Origin of the sequence: Streptomyces dangxiongensis (assembly GCF_003675325.1) — a bacterium.
Lineage (GTDB): Bacteria > Actinomycetota > Actinomycetes > Streptomycetales > Streptomycetaceae > Streptomyces > Streptomyces dangxiongensis.
In genome coordinates this window covers 4,664,539-4,680,381 of the sequence record NZ_CP033073.1, presented here as the reverse complement: position 1 = coordinate 4,680,381, position 15,843 = coordinate 4,664,539, and the positions used below count along the sequence as shown (strand labels likewise).

Annotated in this window: 15 protein-coding genes and 1 tRNA gene; 5 read left to right on the top strand and 11 right to left on the bottom strand. The window is 70.8% G+C overall.

Going from position 1 to position 15,843, the window contains the following annotated elements; all coding sequences use genetic code 11:
* Window positions 1–87: 87 nt before the first annotated feature.
* The 5 genes from fabI to D9753_RS21045 all read right to left on the bottom strand — a co-directional run bounded on the left by fabI (window position 88) and on the right by D9753_RS21045 (window position 4,160).
* Window positions 88–864, bottom strand: a complete 777-nt coding sequence (gene fabI / locus D9753_RS21065; protein ID WP_121788401.1) for an enoyl-ACP reductase FabI — start codon at window positions 862–864, stop codon at window positions 88–90.
* A gap of 4 nt (window positions 865–868) precedes the next feature.
* A complete protein-coding gene (locus tag D9753_RS21060; protein ID WP_163010753.1) occupies window positions 869–1,630 on the bottom strand; it encodes an acyl carrier protein in 762 nt (253 codons plus the stop codon).
* The gene (locus tag D9753_RS21055) at window positions 1,627–2,808 is read right to left on the bottom strand and encodes a 4Fe-4S cluster-binding domain-containing protein (RefSeq protein ID WP_163010752.1); all 1,182 of its coding nucleotides are present in this window, start codon (window positions 2,806–2,808) and stop codon (window positions 1,627–1,629) included. The genes D9753_RS21060 and D9753_RS21055 overlap by 4 nt, the downstream gene beginning before the upstream one ends.
* 318 nt (window positions 2,809–3,126) lie before the next feature.
* The gene (locus D9753_RS21050; protein WP_121788398.1) at window positions 3,127–3,708 is read right to left on the bottom strand and encodes a hypothetical protein; all 582 of its coding nucleotides are present in this window, start codon (window positions 3,706–3,708) and stop codon (window positions 3,127–3,129) included.
* Window positions 3,705–4,160 carry an ATP-binding protein gene (locus D9753_RS21045; RefSeq protein ID WP_121788397.1) on the bottom strand — a complete coding sequence of 152 codons (456 nt, stop codon included), beginning with the start codon at window positions 4,158–4,160 and terminating at the stop codon, window positions 3,705–3,707. The genes D9753_RS21050 and D9753_RS21045 overlap by 4 nt, the downstream gene beginning before the upstream one ends.
* 151 nt (window positions 4,161–4,311) lie before the next feature.
* Here D9753_RS21045 and D9753_RS21040 point away from each other — a divergent pair, with 151 nt between their 5' ends.
* Entirely contained in the window at window positions 4,312–5,685 is a 1,374-nt protein-coding gene (locus D9753_RS21040; protein ID WP_240468234.1) for a tetratricopeptide repeat protein, read from the top strand.
* A gap of 43 nt (window positions 5,686–5,728) precedes the next feature.
* Window positions 5,729–5,914: a DciA family protein gene (locus D9753_RS21035; RefSeq protein WP_121788395.1), complete on the top strand. Its 186-nt coding sequence runs from the start codon at window positions 5,729–5,731 to the stop codon at window positions 5,912–5,914.
* 92 nt (window positions 5,915–6,006) lie between these two features.
* Here the strand turns inward: D9753_RS21035 and D9753_RS21030 are convergent, their stop codons facing one another.
* The 3 genes from D9753_RS21030 to D9753_RS36625 form a co-directional block, all read right to left on the bottom strand.
* A complete protein-coding gene (locus D9753_RS21030; protein WP_121788394.1) occupies window positions 6,007–6,246 on the bottom strand; it encodes a hypothetical protein in 240 nt (79 codons plus the stop codon).
* Between the two features lie 4 nt (window positions 6,247–6,250).
* A complete protein-coding gene (locus tag D9753_RS21025) occupies window positions 6,251–6,487 on the bottom strand; it encodes a hypothetical protein (RefSeq protein ID WP_163010751.1) in 237 nt (78 codons plus the stop codon).
* Window positions 6,488–6,858: 371 nt separating this feature from the next.
* Window positions 6,859–6,942: transfer RNA gene (locus tag D9753_RS36625), tRNA-Leu, on the bottom strand.
* Between the two features lie 415 nt (window positions 6,943–7,357).
* Between D9753_RS36625 and D9753_RS21020 the strand changes: the two genes are divergently transcribed.
* Window positions 7,358–8,155, top strand: a complete 798-nt coding sequence (locus tag D9753_RS21020; protein ID WP_121788392.1) for an ABC transporter ATP-binding protein — start codon at window positions 7,358–7,360, stop codon at window positions 8,153–8,155.
* Window positions 8,155–10,683 carry an ABC transporter permease gene (locus D9753_RS21015; protein WP_121788391.1) on the top strand — a complete coding sequence of 843 codons (2,529 nt, stop codon included), beginning with the start codon at window positions 8,155–8,157 and terminating at the stop codon, window positions 10,681–10,683. Before D9753_RS21020 ends, D9753_RS21015 begins: the two co-directional genes overlap by 1 nt.
* A gap of 77 nt (window positions 10,684–10,760) precedes the next feature.
* Here the strand turns inward: D9753_RS21015 and D9753_RS21010 are convergent, their stop codons facing one another.
* Entirely contained in the window at window positions 10,761–12,062 is a 1,302-nt protein-coding gene (locus D9753_RS21010; protein WP_121788390.1) for an SAM-dependent methyltransferase, read from the bottom strand.
* A gap of 240 nt (window positions 12,063–12,302) precedes the next feature.
* Here D9753_RS21010 and D9753_RS36620 point away from each other — a divergent pair, with 240 nt between their 5' ends.
* Complete coding sequence (locus D9753_RS36620; RefSeq protein ID WP_163010750.1) at window positions 12,303–13,040, top strand: hypothetical protein; 738 nt, start codon at window positions 12,303–12,305, stop codon at window positions 13,038–13,040.
* 52 nt (window positions 13,041–13,092) lie between these two features.
* Here the strand turns inward: D9753_RS36620 and D9753_RS21000 are convergent, their stop codons facing one another.
* Both D9753_RS21000 and D9753_RS20995 read right to left on the bottom strand, forming a co-directional pair.
* Window positions 13,093–13,857, bottom strand: coding sequence for a hypothetical protein (locus D9753_RS21000; protein WP_163010749.1), 765 nt, complete (start codon window positions 13,855–13,857; stop codon window positions 13,093–13,095).
* A 186-nt stretch (window positions 13,858–14,043) separates the two neighbouring features.
* On the bottom strand, window positions 14,044–15,423 hold the full coding sequence (locus D9753_RS20995) for an NAD(P)/FAD-dependent oxidoreductase (protein WP_121788388.1): 1,380 nt from the start codon (window positions 15,421–15,423) through the stop codon (window positions 14,044–14,046).
* Window positions 15,424–15,843: the final 420 nt, after the last annotated feature.

Below are 15,843 nucleotides of genomic sequence, written 5' to 3'. Positions count from 1 at the left end.
GCGAGGTTCCCTTGAGGCAGTAGGGCGGTAACGCGGCGCTGCCCCGGCCAGCGTATGGCCGGGGCAGCAGCGGGGACTGGTGGGCGGTCAGGCGCCCACGGCAGAGAAACCGCCGTCCACGTGCAGGACCTGACCCGTGATGGCGCGAGCCGCGTTGCTCAGCAGGAAGGCGACGGTGTCGGCCACCGGAGTGGCATCCGAGGTGTCCCAGCCCAGCGGGGCCCGCTCTGGCCACAGCTTTGCCAGCTCGTCGAAGCCAGGGATGCTCTTGCCGGCCATGGTCGTGATCGGCCCGCTGTCGACTGCGTTCACGCGGATGCCCTTAGGTCCCAGGTCCCGGGCAAGGTAGCGGTTGACCGACTCCAGTGCGGCCTTGGTGGGGCCCATCCAGTCGTAGACCGGCCACGCCACGGTGGCGTTGAACGTGAGGCTGACCACCGAGGCCCCGTCGGACTTCTCCAGTAGCGGCAGCATGCTCGTCGTCAGAGCCTTGAGGGAGAACGCCGACACGTTCATGGCGGTGGCCACCGACTCGAACGGGGTGTTGAGGAAGTTACCGCCGAGCGCGTCCTGGGGCGCGAACGCGACGGCGTGCACCACACCGTCCAGGGCGTCCCAGCGGCCGGCGATCTCCTCGGCCAGGGCCGCCAGGTCGCCCGGCTCGGTGATGTCCGCGGACAGGCACGCGATCGGCTCCTTCGGCAGCCGTCCGGCGATGCGGCCCATGATGGAGCTGGGCCGGCCCGGAGCGTTGGCGAGGATCACGTCCGCGCCCTGCCTCATCGCTGCCTCGGCGATCTTGAACCCCATGCTGGTCTCGGTGAGGACACCGAAGACCAGGATCTTCCTACCGCTCAGGTCCACGTCGTCAGTCCTTTCGCCACAGGCCACAGATACCGTCCTGGTACTGGCCGTAGAAGTTGTGCAGGCTGGTCGTTAGGCCCCACGACTGGAGAGTCTCCTCGTCCAGGGGTGTGACATGGGTGGGGTCCTGCGCCAAAACATCCATTACACCGCTGTTGGGTGTCGTCACGACGAAGCCTTTCGCAGCGCTTTCCTTCATTCGGCGGACCAGGTCCTCCGGGTCCGCCAGGTGCTCCAGCACCTCCAGGGCCGCGTACCAGCCGACGGGCCGCGCGGGCCGCCAGGTGTCGAGGTCGAAGGTGCCGTCGACCCAGACGTCCATGGCCACGTACCGGCCGCGCCATCCGTACTCAGCGCGCAGGACGTAGTCCAGCTCGGTGAGACCGGCGCCGAGGTCGACGAGGATGTCGGAGTCGTCCAGGGCGCTGGCCCGCAGGCGCTCGCTGGCCGCGCGGAACCGGGCGGCGCGCTCGAAGTGAAGGCTCGTATGACCGCCGAGGTACTCCTCCGCCTGCGCGATCCGGCGGGGAGCACCGCTCGCACACCGGTATACCGCGTCGCGCAGGTCCCCCACCGTCGCCAGTTGCCCGGTGATCTCGTCCGGGATGGTGCAGCGGACCAGCTTCTCCAGAGCCGTCACGGTCTCCATAAGCCCCAGGCTGTCCAAGCCGAGATCGTGGAACAGGTGCCGACCGGGCTCGGCACACTCCACGGGCGGCCTGCCGCTGACGGCCACGAGCGCGCCCGTCACCAGGTTCGTGATCACGCGCGCTGCCCCCCTCGCACTGACAGGTCCTGGAGCGGGATGAATGTGGGCAAGCGCCCGCCGGGCTCCTGCTGGCCGGTCGCCTCCTCGAAGCGGTTGATCAGCAGCTTGCATGACCCGCAGAAGCTGTCACAGGTCATCCGGTCGGTGACGGACGGCGGAACGACCTCGCCCACGCCCTTGAGGCCGTGGCCGGCGCGCACCGTGCGCACGTACGCGGAGGAGTTGACCCGGTCCAGGATCTCCCGGAACGACTCCCGCAGCAGGTTGCCGAACCCCAGCTTCTCCGGGACGTTGAAGGCGGCGCAGGAGTACAGGTCCCCGTTGGCCTTCATGAGCGCGCAGGGCAGGACGTACGTGCCGACCGTGGGGGCGAAGCAGTCGTAGCACGACCTCATCCACCGCGTGACAGTGGTGTTGCCCGGCCGGCTGATCGGGGCCTGGTCCTCCAGGCGCTCGTTCTCCAGGTACACCCGCATCGTCGAGTGCACCCGGTCATGCGGGAAGTCCCCGTACATCTGCTCGTAGAGGGCGAGGAGTTCGTACACGCGGTGCTTGCGGTCGGCCGGGTCCGCCAGGCTGGACACCGCCAGGTTCAGCTCCCGGTCGGTGAACTGGGTCACCACGTGGTGAATGATCCGTGCCACGTATTCCAGCGGTGTCGTCTGCTCTCCGATGGAGATCATCAGCAGCGGCACGAAGATCCGGTTTTCCAGCAGGCCGGCGTTCACCAGCCGCTCGAAGGTCGGCGCGCAGCGCTTCTCGCTGCCCCAGATCCCGTTGGTGGTGATCTTGCCGATATCGACGGTGCCGCGCGCCCGGTCCATGAACCGGTAGAGCTGACGCGACGCCACGAAAGGCTCGCCGCCGGTGATGGCCACCGAGGACAGCGCCACGTCGGCGAACTCAGTGACCAGGCGATCCAACTGTGTGTCGGACAGCGTGACGCCGTCGGCCAGGGGCTTGGCGCCCATGCCGCAGGACTTGCAGGTGTCGTTGCACCGGTCCGTCAGCTCGAACTCGACGCGCAGCGGACGGTAGGCGCCGGAGATGCCCGCCGCGTCCCAGCCGGCACGGATGACGGCGAACGGGTCTTCGTTCTTTACCGCGTATTTCCCCGTGAAAGGCACGACGGGCCCTTGCCCGTCGACGTAGGTGTGAGCACCCTCTTTGATCATTCGGCTTCCTCGTGGGAGGTCGGCCGCCCTGGTCGCGGGCGGCGGTCTGTCATGGGTGGTCCCGGCCGCCAGGAGTCCGAGCGGCCGGGACCGGTGTTCCTGGCCGCCGTCACTCCCCCACGGAGGGTCGGCCCGGAACGCGGGCCCGCCCCGGGCCGGGGACCACGCGGGGAGGGATGCGGGTCCGGGCATGGGGAGCCGGTCTGCCGCTACCGGCCCAGGGCGGGTGCTCAGGTGGTCACGTGAAGGTGGCCAGCAGCAGCGTCGACAACAGCGCCGCACAGGTCACCGAGCACCAGACCACGTGGGTACGGGGGGTCACAGGGGACCTTTCTTCATCACATGGAGGTGGCGGCCGGGGCCGCCTCGGGTCATCTCTCGCCAGCACGTCGGGCAGGCGTGGACCTCGTAGCCCGAGCCCGTGTCGCCGAGGTTGCGGGCCAGCAGATGGCCGGCCCGGGTGGGCGCCGCGCAGGAGACGCACACCTGGATCGGCTGGGCATCGGCGAGGGGCCCGGCCACCCATTCCAGGCCCAGGCGCAGCAGGCGCGCGTCCGTGTCCCACCGGCGGGTCGTCGGCACGCGCAGCCACCGCATCCCGCACCAGTGGCCGTCCAGGGCGCACACCGTCAGCTCCGCGCCCTGCCGGTGCACCTGGACGCCGGCGGCCGTGGCGTCCGGCCAGCCGTCCGCGCCGCCAGGCGGGATCACCCACAGCAGGTGGTCCGCGGCCGGGTCTTCCAGGACCGGCCCGGAACGCTCCGCCAGGACGTCCAGCACCAGGCGGCCCCACAGGGCGGGGACGGTGACCGCGTTCCATGTGCCGTCCACCGCGACCAGGTCCAGCGGCGCAGCCGCGCGCGGCAGGTACGGCGGCGTCACGAGGGTGTCGGCGGTCACGCGGTGCCCACCTCAGCCCACAGGCTCTTGCCCCAGTTGTAAGGAATGACCCCCCACTTCGAGGACACGCCGTCGACCAGGCGCAGGCCGCGGCCGGTCTCGGCCAGTGGATCCCCGAGCTGGAGCGCCGGCAGTGCCCGGCTCTTGTCTGTGATCGCCACGCGTACCCGGTAGCGGGCCGTACGAGTCACCACCATCCGCACGACCGTGCCGCGGGCGTGCCGGGAGGCATTGGCCACCAGCTCCGTGGCTACCAGCTTGGCGTCATCCGCGAGCTGCTCCAGGTGCCAGACGGCCAGCACCGTGTCCACCATCTTCCGGGCGTCCTCGGCAGCCTGCTCGTCCCGCTGTAGCACCCCGCTGTAAGCGGGGTCTCCGGTGGTCGAGTCGACCGGACGCCAGAACGGCCGTAGCCGTTCCGTGCTCGTCGTCTGGTGTGTGGTGCTCGCCATGCTGACGCCCCCAAGCGGCTTCGCGCGGTTTGCTCTTACGGTGAGTACAACGGGGAATACGCTGGGTGCACTAGGACCGCTGGGCGCTGATGCGTCTAACGGGTTTAACGCCCTGCTTGGGAGGGTGGACGACATGGGGAATCACCCGCGCGTGCGTAACGAAGCGCTCGAACAGGCCCTGAGAGACGCCGATCTCACGTACGAACAGGCCGCCGCCGCCGTCCGCGTGGTGGCCGCCGAGGCCGGCGAATTACTCCGCACCAACAAGGCCGCCCTGGGCCACTGGGTCCAAGGCCTCCGGCCGAAGCCACAGACCGCCACGTACATTGCCGAAGCGCTGTCGCGCAGGCTCGGCCGCTGTCTGCGACCGAGCGATCTCGGATTGTGCGACCCCGGCCAGGACCCCGCCCACGACCGGCTGGGCCTGATCCTGGGCGCGGATCCGGTGGACACACTCAAGCGGATCGGGGAGGCGGACATTCACCGGCGGAGATTTCTCACGGGAGCGGCCTACAGCGTCGCAGCGGCTGCTCTGCCGCTGGGCATAGACCAGGCCGTCGAGCAGCACCACCGGGCCGAAGCAGGCCACCAACGGGCCGGACACGCGGAGATCGCAGCCGTCCGGGACATGGTCGACATGTTCACCCGCATCGACGAGCGCCACGGCGGCCAGCACGGCCGCAGCGCCGTCGTCCAGTACCTGCGATCCGACGTCGCCGACCTGTGCCGGGCCACGTTCGACACCGACGACCACCGTCGCGACGCCCTGGGCGCCGCCGCCTGCGTCGCCTACCTATGCGGCTGGAAAGCATTCGACGCCGGCGAGCACGGCCTGGCCCAGCGCTACTACCTCCAGAGCTACTCCCTGACGAAGGAGGCCGGGGACGACCTCCACGGGGCGTGGATACTGCGCATCCTGGCGCACAACGGCATGGACGTCCGCCGACCGGAGCGCACCGTGGACCTGGCAGAGGCCGCCCTAGCCCGCGTCCACGGCCAGGTGGACCCGTCCACGGAAGCGCTGTTCGCCGTCACCCGCGCCCGAGCCCTGGCCCACGCCGGCCGCCGCGCCGATGCAGTCGCCCAGCTCCGCGAGGCGCAGGACCTGGTGCTGCGCGGCGACGAGCAGGCCCTCCCGTTCTGGGCCGCTCTGTGGGGCTCCCCCCGGGCCACCGTCGCCTCCCACACCGCCAAGGCCTTCCGGGAACTCGGCGACCACTCCAACGCCGAGCGACACTATGGCGTATCAGCCCGCAGCCGCCCCGGCAGCGGCCACGAGCACCAGCGGATCACCGCACTCACCCTCGCCGCGCAGGGCCGCGAGCAGGCTGCCCAGGGCCACCTGGAACAGGCATGCTCCACCTGGGGTGAGAGCCTGCACCTGTTCGGCGGGGTCCGCTCCGCCCGCGCCGTCAGCGAGGTCCGCGGCATCCGACGCTCGCTGAAGGTGTTCGAGCGGCGCGGCGTCCAGGCCGCCGCCGACCTGGACGAGCGCGCCCGCTCCTGGCAGCTCGCCTACGCCTGATCAGGGTGCGGGCGGTGTCAGTCCCCGCCCGTACCGTGGTCCCATGTCCACCTTCCCCCGGCTTCCGGGCGCAGCGTGCTGCCCTGCTCGGGACCGCCTCAACGACGTCATCCGCCGCCTGATGGGACAACCCGCCACCCGAGAGCGCGCCGAGCAGTACGCGCGGCTGCTGGAGCGGTGGGCGGAGATCTGTCCACCGGACGGCGCCGGCTGGACGACCGCCGCCTGACCCTGCACATGGGTGCGCCCCGCTCCGGTTTTCCACGCCGGGGCGGGGCGCTTCACATGCGTCCGAGTAGCACGCCTGCCATGTGGACGATTTCACCGTACGCCGGGGGTCTGACACTCCCCCTCGCCTGGGTCCTCCACGTCCACAGTCAGCAGGTCCACCGTGGTGAGCAGCCGGTAGGCGGCGGAGCGCAGCACGTCCTGCGGGCTGCCCTCCTCGATGGCGCCCTCCCCGCCTTCGGGTTCCGTCTCGGCCAGGGCCTCCCGGAGCATCTGGCCGTGGCGGGCCGCGCGCTTGAGGAGTTCGCCCGTGCTCAGTCCGTGCTCAGCCATGGCGTCATCCTTGCAGGGCCCGCAGGTTCTTGAGGGTCTTGGGGCTCATCAGCTTCCGCTTGGAGCCACGCCACACGTACGTCTGCGCCATCTTGTTGACCCAGGCCGCCACGGTCGCCTTGCTGAAGTGCTCAGGGCTCCGGATGTCACAGTTGCCGAACGTCGGCAGCAGGTACGTCTCCAGCTCCCGGTAGCAGTCCTGGCGGTAGCGCTCCTCCACACCGGTCTTGTTCTTGATCACCTCCCGCGCGTAATTGTGAAAGATGTAGGAGTCCTCGACGCCGGCTGAGGGGTCGATGTACCCCTCGCCTGGCACCCACCCCGGGGGCCACTGCTGGCCGGCGTCGTTGACGGCGTCCCGGAAGACCTCGGCCGCCTCCCGGCCAGCCTCGTCACCGTCGAAACGCTCCTTCTACCACTCACCCGTGCGCGCGCCTCCCAGACGCCAGCGCACGCGATGACTGGTGACCGCACCGCCCTTGCCCTTCATCGCCTGCACGTATGCCATGGAGGGGAGGATAGGGGTGCGTGCGCCAGTGGTGCGCCAGTCTGAATTGTGGAAAACGGCGCCGCCGGGTCATTACCCCAGGTCAGGCGCCGTATCGGTAAAGGTGCCCGGAGCCGGACTTGAACCGGCACGCCCGCGAAGGGGCAGCGAGGTTTAAGCTCGCCGTGTCTGCTTTCCACCATCCGGGCAGGCCATGGGCTCCGCTTCGAGGAGTCGAGCCTATCGGCACCCATCCCCCGGACAGCGGAGTGTTGGACCGATGTTGTCTTATTTTATTGGCGCCTGAGGGTGCATCAGCCCAGGGAAAGCGCCGTCCGCACGTGCCAACAGCCTGACCCGCCGCTCCGGCGCCCGTACGTGAAATGACGGAATTTCACCGTCTGAACGAGGGTGGCCCACCTGTTCCTGACAATCAGGCGGCGATTCCCGCGCCGGCCCGCCCTCTCGGGGTCGGCCGTCCTCCCCAGGTATGACACGACCGCCTCCCGTCCGACCCGAGTCGCCCCCCGGAACCGGAACAGCGACTGACTACATGCCCGCTCCGCGCCGGGACGATGAACAGGTCCCCTCGCACAGACGTCGTCCCGACAGGAGCACTGTCCCGTGACCACCACCCCCACCGCCGGCCGGACCACCGCCGTGGCCGCACGCGCCACCGAGCTGTCGAAGATCTACGGGCAGGGTGAGACCCGCGTGGTCGCCCTGGACCGGGTCTCCGTCGGCTTCCGGCAGGCCGAGTTCACCGCGATCATGGGTCCGTCCGGCTCCGGCAAGTCCACGCTGATGCACTGCGTGGCCGGTCTGGACACCTTCTCCTCCGGGTCGGTGCGCATCGGTGAAACCGAGCTGGGCTCCCTGAAGGACAAGCAGCTCACCAAGTTGCGCCGGGACAAGATCGGCTTCATCTTCCAGGCATTCAACCTGCTGCCGACACTGACCGCCCTGGAGAACATCACCCTCCCGATGGACATCGCCGGGCGGAAGCCGGACAAGGCGTGGCTCGACCGGGTCATCCAGATGGTGGGGCTGTCCGAGCGGCTGAGCCACCGGCCCTCCCAGCTCTCCGGCGGCCAGCAGCAGCGCGTCGCCGTCGCCCGGGCCCTCGCCTCCCGGCCCGAGATCATCTTCGGGGACGAGCCGACCGGGAACCTGGACTCGCGCGCCGGCGCCGAGGTCCTCGGCTTCCTGCGCAACTCCGTGCGCGAGCTGGGCCAGACGGTGGTCATGGTGACCCACGACCCGGTGGCCGCCGCGTACGCCGACCGCGTGATCTTCCTGGCCGACGGCCGGATCGTCGACGAGATGTACGACCCCACGGCCGACAGCGTGCTCGACCTCATGCGCAGTTTCCCCGGGGGCGCCCAGCCCGCCGAGTCCGACGCGAAGGGCCGTACCCGCTGATGTTCCGCACCGCCCTGCGCAACGTCCTCGCGCACAAGGCCCGGCTCCTGATGACCGTGCTCGCCGTCATGCTCGGCGTGGCGTTCGTCTCCGGGACGCTGGTCTTCACCAACACCATCTCCGACGCCTACCAGAGGAGTTCCGCCAAGGGCTTCGACCGGGTCGACGTGGCCGTGGAGCCCGAGTACCAGGACTCGAAGGGCGACAAGGTCGGCAGGACCCCCGAGCTGACCCGGGCCCTGCTCGACAAGGCCGCCCACGTCCCCGGGGCCGCCTCCGCCACCGGTGCCGTCTCCGGGTTCACCGCCCTCGCCGGCAAGGACGGCAAGCTCGTCGGCGGCGACTGGCAGTCCGCCGGCGGCAACTACTGGGGCACCGAGGACCCCCGCTATCCGCTGGTCAGCGGCCTGGCGCCGCACGGCAGGGGCGAGGTGCTGATCGACTCCGCGACCGCGAAGCGGACCGGCTACGCGGTCGGCGACCGGGTACGCCTGTCCGTCGACGGCCCGGTCCTCACTCCGGTCGTCAGCGGCATCTTCACCACCGACGACGGCAACGTGGCCGCGGGCGGCAGCCTCGTCCTGTTCGACACCCCGACCGCGCAGGCGCTGTTCGGGAAGAAGGGCACGTACGACGAGATCGACGTGCGGGCCGCGGCCGGCACGAGTCAGCCGGCGCTGAAGGCCGCGCTGGACCGGGCCCTGCCCGCCCACCTGGTGCGGACCACGACGGGCCGGGAACTCGCGGACGACCAGGCCCGCGCCATCTCCGCGTCGATGAGCGGTCTGCGGCAGACGCTGCTGGTGTTCGCCGGCATCGCCCTGTTCGTCGGCACGTTCATCATCGCCAACACCTTCACCATGCTGGTCGCCCAGCGCACCCGGGAACTGGCCCTGATGCGGGCGGTCGGCGCCTCCCGCCGCCAGGTCACCCGCTCGGTGCTGGCCGAGGCGTTCGCGGTCGGCACGGTCGCCGGTGTCGCCGGCCTGGCCGCCGGTGTCGGCATCGGCGCGGGTCTGCGCGCGCTGCTCGGCTCGTTCGGCGCGAGCGTGCCCGACGGGCCGCTGGTGGTCAGCCCCGGCACGGTGGTGGCCGCCCTCGCGGTCGGCGTCCTCGTCACCATGCTGGCCGCCTGGCTGCCCGGCCGCCGGGCCGCGAAGATCCCGCCGGTGGCCGCGATGAACAGCGTGCACGCCAAGGCCACCACCAAGTCGCTGGTGCTGCGCAACACGCTGGGCGCGGTGTGCGCCGGGGCCGGTGTCGCGGCGGTCCTCGCGGCCACGTCGATGGACGCGGACGCGGCGAAGGGACCGATGGGTGTGGGCGCCGTCCTGCTGATCCTCGGCGTGTTCGTCCTGACCCCGCTGCTGTCGCGTCCGCTGATCGCGGCCGCCGCCCCGGTCCTGCGCGTCTTCGGGACGGCGGGCAAGCTGGCCCGCCAGAACTCGGTGCGCAACCCGCGCCGTACCGCCGCCACGGCCTCCGCGCTGATGATCGGGCTGACCCTGATCACCGGCATGACGGTGATGGCGGGCAGTCTCCAGACCTCGATCGACAAGATGGCCGGCGCGGCGATCCGCGCGGACTACGTCGTCTCCATGGCCAACCGCGGCCCGCTCTCCCCCGACGTGGCGCGCAGGCTGGCCGCCGCCGACGGGGTCACCGCCAGCAGCCCGCTGCGCAACGGCGAGTCCCGCATCGACGGCGACACGGAGTTCCTGACCGGTGTCGACGGCGCCGCCATCGGCGAGCTGACCGACCTGAAGGTGACCGACGGTTCCTTCACCGTGGGCGGCACGAAGGCCGTCGTGGACGAGGACGCCGCCGAAGCCCACGGCTGGCGGGCCGGTTCGCGGTTCACCGCGCACTTCGAGGACGGCAAGGCGCGGCGGCTGACGGTCGCCGGGGTCTACCAGGGCAACGACATGCTCAGCGGGATCATCCTGGACGACGAGGTCCTCACCCCGCATCTGAGCGACCCGGCCGACATGCAGGTCATGGTCAGGACCGCGGACGGCGCGTCCGGCGCGGCCAAGGACCGGCTGGAGAAGGTCCTCGGCTCCAACCCGGCGATCAAGGTGCAGGACAGGCAGGACATCTCGGACGAGATCGCCAAGACGTTCACGCTCATGCTGAACATGGTCTACGGCCTGCTCGCCATGGCGGTGATCGTCGCCGTGCTCGGCGTCGTCAACACGCTGGCCATGTCGGTCTTCGAGCGGGCGCAGGAGATCGGCATGCTCCGCGCTATCGGCCTGGACCGCCGGGCGGTCAAGCGGATGGTCCGCCTGGAGTCCCTGGTGATCTCCCTGTTCGGCGGGGTGCTGGGCATCGGCCTCGGCGTGTTCTTCGGCTGGGCGGCCGGTGAACTGCTGGCCGCGAAGATGCCGACGTACGAACTGGTCCTGCCCTGGGGCCGGATGGCGTTGTTCCTGCTGCTGGCGGGGGCGGTCGGCGTGCTGGCCGCGCTGTGGCCGGCCCGCCGCGCGGCCCGGCTGAACATGCTGGCGGCCATCAAGGCCGAGTAGCCGTACGGCGACGGGTCCCGCTCCCGCGGCGGCGGGGCGGGGCCCTTCGTCGTGTCAAATGTCCGGGGGCCCGCGTGTCAGGTGTTCCAGGTGCGGGTGCGCAGCGGGAGGCCGGAGGTGCCGGACTCGGGGGTGCGGACGGCCAGGACCTGGTTGACGCCGATGCGGTTGCGTTCGAAGGCGAGCGCGCAGGCGGCCATGTAAAGCTGCCAGACGCGGGCCCGGCCGAACCCGGTGAGACCGACCGCGTGGTCCCAGCCGGCCTCCAGGTTGGCGACCCAGTGGCGCAGGGTGCGGGCGTAGTGCTCGCGGATGGACTCCACGTCCCGGACCTCGAAGCCGGCCCGTTCCAACTGGGTGACGGTGGTGCCGACGGGAGCGAGTTCGCCGTCGGGGAAGACGTAGGCGTCGATGAACTCGTCCGGCCGGTACGTCGACTCGTCCCGCTCCGGGCGGCGGGCGATCTGGTGGTTGAGCAGCCGTCCGCCGGGCCTCAGCAGCGCGTACAACTGGCGCGCGTACTCCAGGTACCGTTCGGCGCCGACGTGTTCGGCCATGCCGATGGAGGAGATCGCGTCGAAGGGGCCGTCCACGACGTCCCGGTAGTCCTGGACGCGGATCTCCACCCGGTCGGTCAGTCCCTGGTCGGCGACGCGCTTACGGGCGTACGCCGCCTGTTCCTGCGACAGGGTGACCCCGACGACGCTCACCCCGTGCTCGCGGGCCGCGTGGACGGCCATGGAACCCCAGCCGCAGCCGACGTCCAGCAGCCGCTGACCCTCCCTCAGCCCGAGTTTGGCCGAGACCAGTTCGAGCTTGTCGCGCTGGGCGGACTCCAGGCTGGCGCCGCTTCCGTCGGGCTCCCAGTAGGCGCAGGAGTACACCATCGAGGGGCCGAGGACCAGCTCGTAGAAGTCGTTGCCGACGTCGTAGTGGTGGCTGATGGCGCGCCGGTCGGTGCGCCGGGTGTGCAGGCCCCGGCGCGGTCTGCGGACCTCCTCGCGCGGCGGGGCGGGCGGGACGGGCGGACCGGCCAGCCTCAGCAGGTCACGGGCGGCGGCCCGGAGGGCGGGGTCGCGTACGGCCTCGACCAGGCCGCGGGCGTCCTCCCCGCGCTCCCAGACGAGGCCCGCGATCGCGCCGAGCGCGGTGTACAGGTCGCCCTCGATGTCCAGGTCGCCGGAGACCCAGGCGCGGGCGAGGCCCAGTTCTCCCGGTTTGAACAGCATGCGGCGCAGGGCCCGGCGGTTGCGGACCACGAGCGCCGGAGCGTCCGGCGGCCCGGCCTGCGAGCCGTCCCAGGCCCGTACCCGTAGCGGGAGCGGGGCTCCCAGCATCTGCTCGGCAAGACTCGTCAGCCGCGACGCGGCGTCGGCCATGGCGCACACCTCCGTGAGGGGAAATCGGCCCGTACCGTCTGCATCCGTTCCCGGCAAACCATCGCGTACATCGCCGTCATTCCCCTCCGTACGCCCTCGCCGACACGCGGGCCGGTGGAGTGTGCGCGTCCGGTCGCCACCGGTCAAGCCCCGAATTCCCCCGGCATGACCCGGCGCGCGGGGTGCGCCCTAATGGATGCACGGCCCCCACCCACCCCGCAGACCAGGAAGTGCCACCCCATGACCCGTCGCTCCACGTACCAGCGCCTCGCCCTGCTCGCCGCCTCCACCACGGTGATCACCTCAGGCGCACTGCTGCCCACCAGCGCCTTCGCCACGCCGGTGGCTCCCCACACCGCCGCCGTCGCCCCGGACGGCACCGCCACCGCCACCGGTACCGGCGCCGCCGAGGCCGGCGGCACCGGCTCGGTGGACCGGTGGACCGAGGCCACCGACAAGGAGAGCGGGATCTCCGCCCGGCTGCCAGGGCAGCCCGAGACCCAGCGGCTCGACGACGAGGACGGCCGCGCACATCAGGTGCAGACCCCCTACGGGGGCATCGGCTTCTCGGTCTTCGACGGGGGCGACTTCGACCTCCCGGGCACCCTGAAGGAGAACCTGGACCACTACAACAAGGACTCCCGGTCCTCCGACGACGTCCTGCGCAGCGAGCACGTCCAGAAGGGCACCACGGACGACGGGAGCCCCACCCTGGACGCGGACCTCGTCGCCGCCGACGGCACCCTCGGCCACACCACCTACACCGTCGTCAAGGGCCATCTGCTCGAGCTGTACGTGATCGGCACCCAGGACGAGGTGGGCACCATGCAGGCCGACTACGACCAGCTCATGAACAGCGTCCGGCTGCCCGGTGACACGGCACCTCCCGGTGACGGCACGGCACCCTCGGGCGGCGACTCGGCACCGCCCGCCGGTGGCACGGCACCGCCGCCCGGCGACGACACCCGGTCCACCTGACCGCACGGCACCCCGGGGCCCGGTCCGACGGCGGACCGGGCCCCGACGGCTGTCACAGGCGGCCCCGCATGACGGTCAGGGCGTTCTGCGCCTCCTCGCGGTTCTGGCCCGGGGAGGCGTCACGCAGGACGGTCACCTGGAGCAGGAACTGTCCGGTGCGGCCGGTCACGGTCGTGTAGTACCAGTCCGCCTTGCGCCCCGCCGTGTCGACGGTCAGGCGGCCCTCCTCGGCCGTCACCACGTCGTCGAAGCCCTTCAGCGTCGAGATGTCCACCTCGTGGATGTCCTCCCAGCGCGCCTTGCTCCCGGTGTCGCTCTCCTTCCCGCACCGCTGCGCGTCCGCCCGGAACCGGGCGGCGTCCGCCTGCGCGAGGCCGGCGTCGCGGTAGACCATGACCGTCGACGTGACGTACTCGGTCAGGTCCTTCTTGCGGACGTTGCGGTCCAGGTAGCCCAGCATGTTGACCCCCGGCTGCCGCACCACCTTGCAGCCGTCGTCGGCGACGAGCACCACCTTGTCGTCGTTCTCGTAGGGATCGTTCCGCACGGCGTCGGGCCCCCAGTCGGCCGGCGTCAGCGTCACCCGGCGGGTGATGTCCCGGGCCTGAGCGGGCGTGCCGGCGGACGGCGTGTTCCCGCCGCCGCGCCGCGCCAGCACCAGCGCGGCCACCGCGGCGACGGCGACGACCACCACCGCGCCGGCCACCACACCGGACCTGCGCCACCAGGGGCGCCGCGGCGACAGGGCGACGGTGGGCGGACCCAGGGGTCCGGACGGCGGGCCGGGGGGCGGGCCCGGAGGCGGTGGGATGCTCACCTGCGTCGTGTACCACCGGATGCGCCCGCCGGCATGGCGGCGGGCGCGAAGATCACCTGACTGACGGGGAAAACCGTCTGCCCGGCCGCCCCGGGCTGGCCGGGGAACCGTCGGCGTACGCCGAAGGGGCCGCCCGCACCACGGATGGCGGGCGGCCCCTTCGGGCTGTACGGGATGATCCCGAGGTCAGGAGGCCTTGGCCTTCTCCTCGGTCTTGGCGGCGGCGACCGGCGCCGGCTTGGCGGCCTCGTAGAACTCCTCGCGCGGGTTCTCCATGGCGCCCAGGGAGACGACCTCACGCTTGAGGAACATGGCGAGGGTCCAGTCGGCGAAGACGCGGATCTTGCGGTTCCAGGTCGGCATCGCCAGACCGTGGTAACCACGGTGCATGTACCAGGCGAGGCGGCCCTTGAGCTTGATCTTCATCTTGCCCATGACGATCATCGCCACGCCCTTGTGCAGGCCGAGGCCGGCGACCGCACCCTTGTTGGCGTGCTCGTACTCCTTCTGCGGGAAGCCCCGCATACCGGAGATCACGTTGTCGCCGAGGACGCGGGCCTGGCGCAGCGCGTGCTGGGCGTTCGGCGGGCACCAGGCGTTCTCGTTGCCCGCCTTGCGGCCGACGAGGTCCGGGACCTGGGCGTTGTCGCCGGCGGCCCAGATGTACTTCGTGCCCTTGACCTGGAGCGTGGGCTCACAGTCGACGTGACCGCGGGGGCCGAGGGGCAGGCCGAAGCGGGCGAGGGCCGGGTTCGGCTTGACGCCGGCGGTCCAGACGATGGTGTTGGAGTCGACCTCAAGGCCGTTCTTCAGCACCACGTGGCCGTCGACGCAGGAGTCCATCGAGGTGGAGAGGTAGATCTCCACGCCCCGGCTCTCCAGGTGCTCCTTGCCGTACTGGCCGAGCTTGGGGCCGACCTCGGGGAGGATCTTGTCAGCGGCGTCGACGAGGACGAAGCGCATGTCCTCGCGCGACACGTTCTTGTAGTACTTGGCCGCGTCCCGGGCCATGTCCTCGACCTCACCGATGGTCTCCGCGCCGGCGAAGCCGCCGCCGATGAAGACGAAGGTGAGCGCCTTGCGGCGGATCTCCTCGTCGTCGGTCGAGTCGGCCTTGTCGAGCTGCTCGAGGACGTGGTTGCGCAGGCCGATCGACTCCTCGATGCCCTTCATGCCGATGCCCTGCTCGGCGAGGCCGGGGATCGGGAAGGTGCGGGAGACCGCGCCCATGGCGATGACCAGGTAGTCGAAGGGCAGCTCGTACGCCTCGCCCACCAGCGGGGCGATCGTGGCGACCTTGCGGTCCTGGTCGATGGTGGTGACCCGACCGGTGAGGACCTCCGCCTTCGGCAGCACGCGTCGCAGCGGGACGACGACGTGCCGAGGGGAGATGCTGCCGGCGGCGGCTTCGGGGAGGAAGGGCTGGTAGGTCATGTACGACCGGGGGTCGACGACCGTGACGGTCGCCTCGCCGTAGCGCATCTTCTTGAGAATGCGCCGAGCTGCGTACAGGCCTACGTACCCACCGCCTACTACGAGGATCCTGGGACGCTCCGTGGTGCTCATGCCATCGAGTATCCACCCGCCGCCGGGGGGTCGCTCGTGCGCCCCTTCACAAGGTCTGACGGGGCCTGTGTTAAACTCCGCGGCCCACGTGACGCAGGTCATGCGGGCACGGGGGAACCGCAGGACGGCCGGTGCCGTTGTCAATGCCGCGTGAGCTGCCTCTCCAGGGCGACGCGGTGGCCGTGACGGTCGCGTGACACCCCCGGAACGCGCCGTCCCGGGGCACCCTCACCCTTTCCATCTGAACATGTTCAAACGGCTCTTGGGCCCCCGGAAGGGCCAATGGACCCCTATCGGGGATCCGACGTGAGGGAATTCCTTGTGAAGAACTTCACGAACCTTTTCGCGCACCTACGACAGAGGGCCCCTCACGGGGCCCCCGAAGCCGCTCAAACGTTATCCAGCCTGCTCAGCAGATGG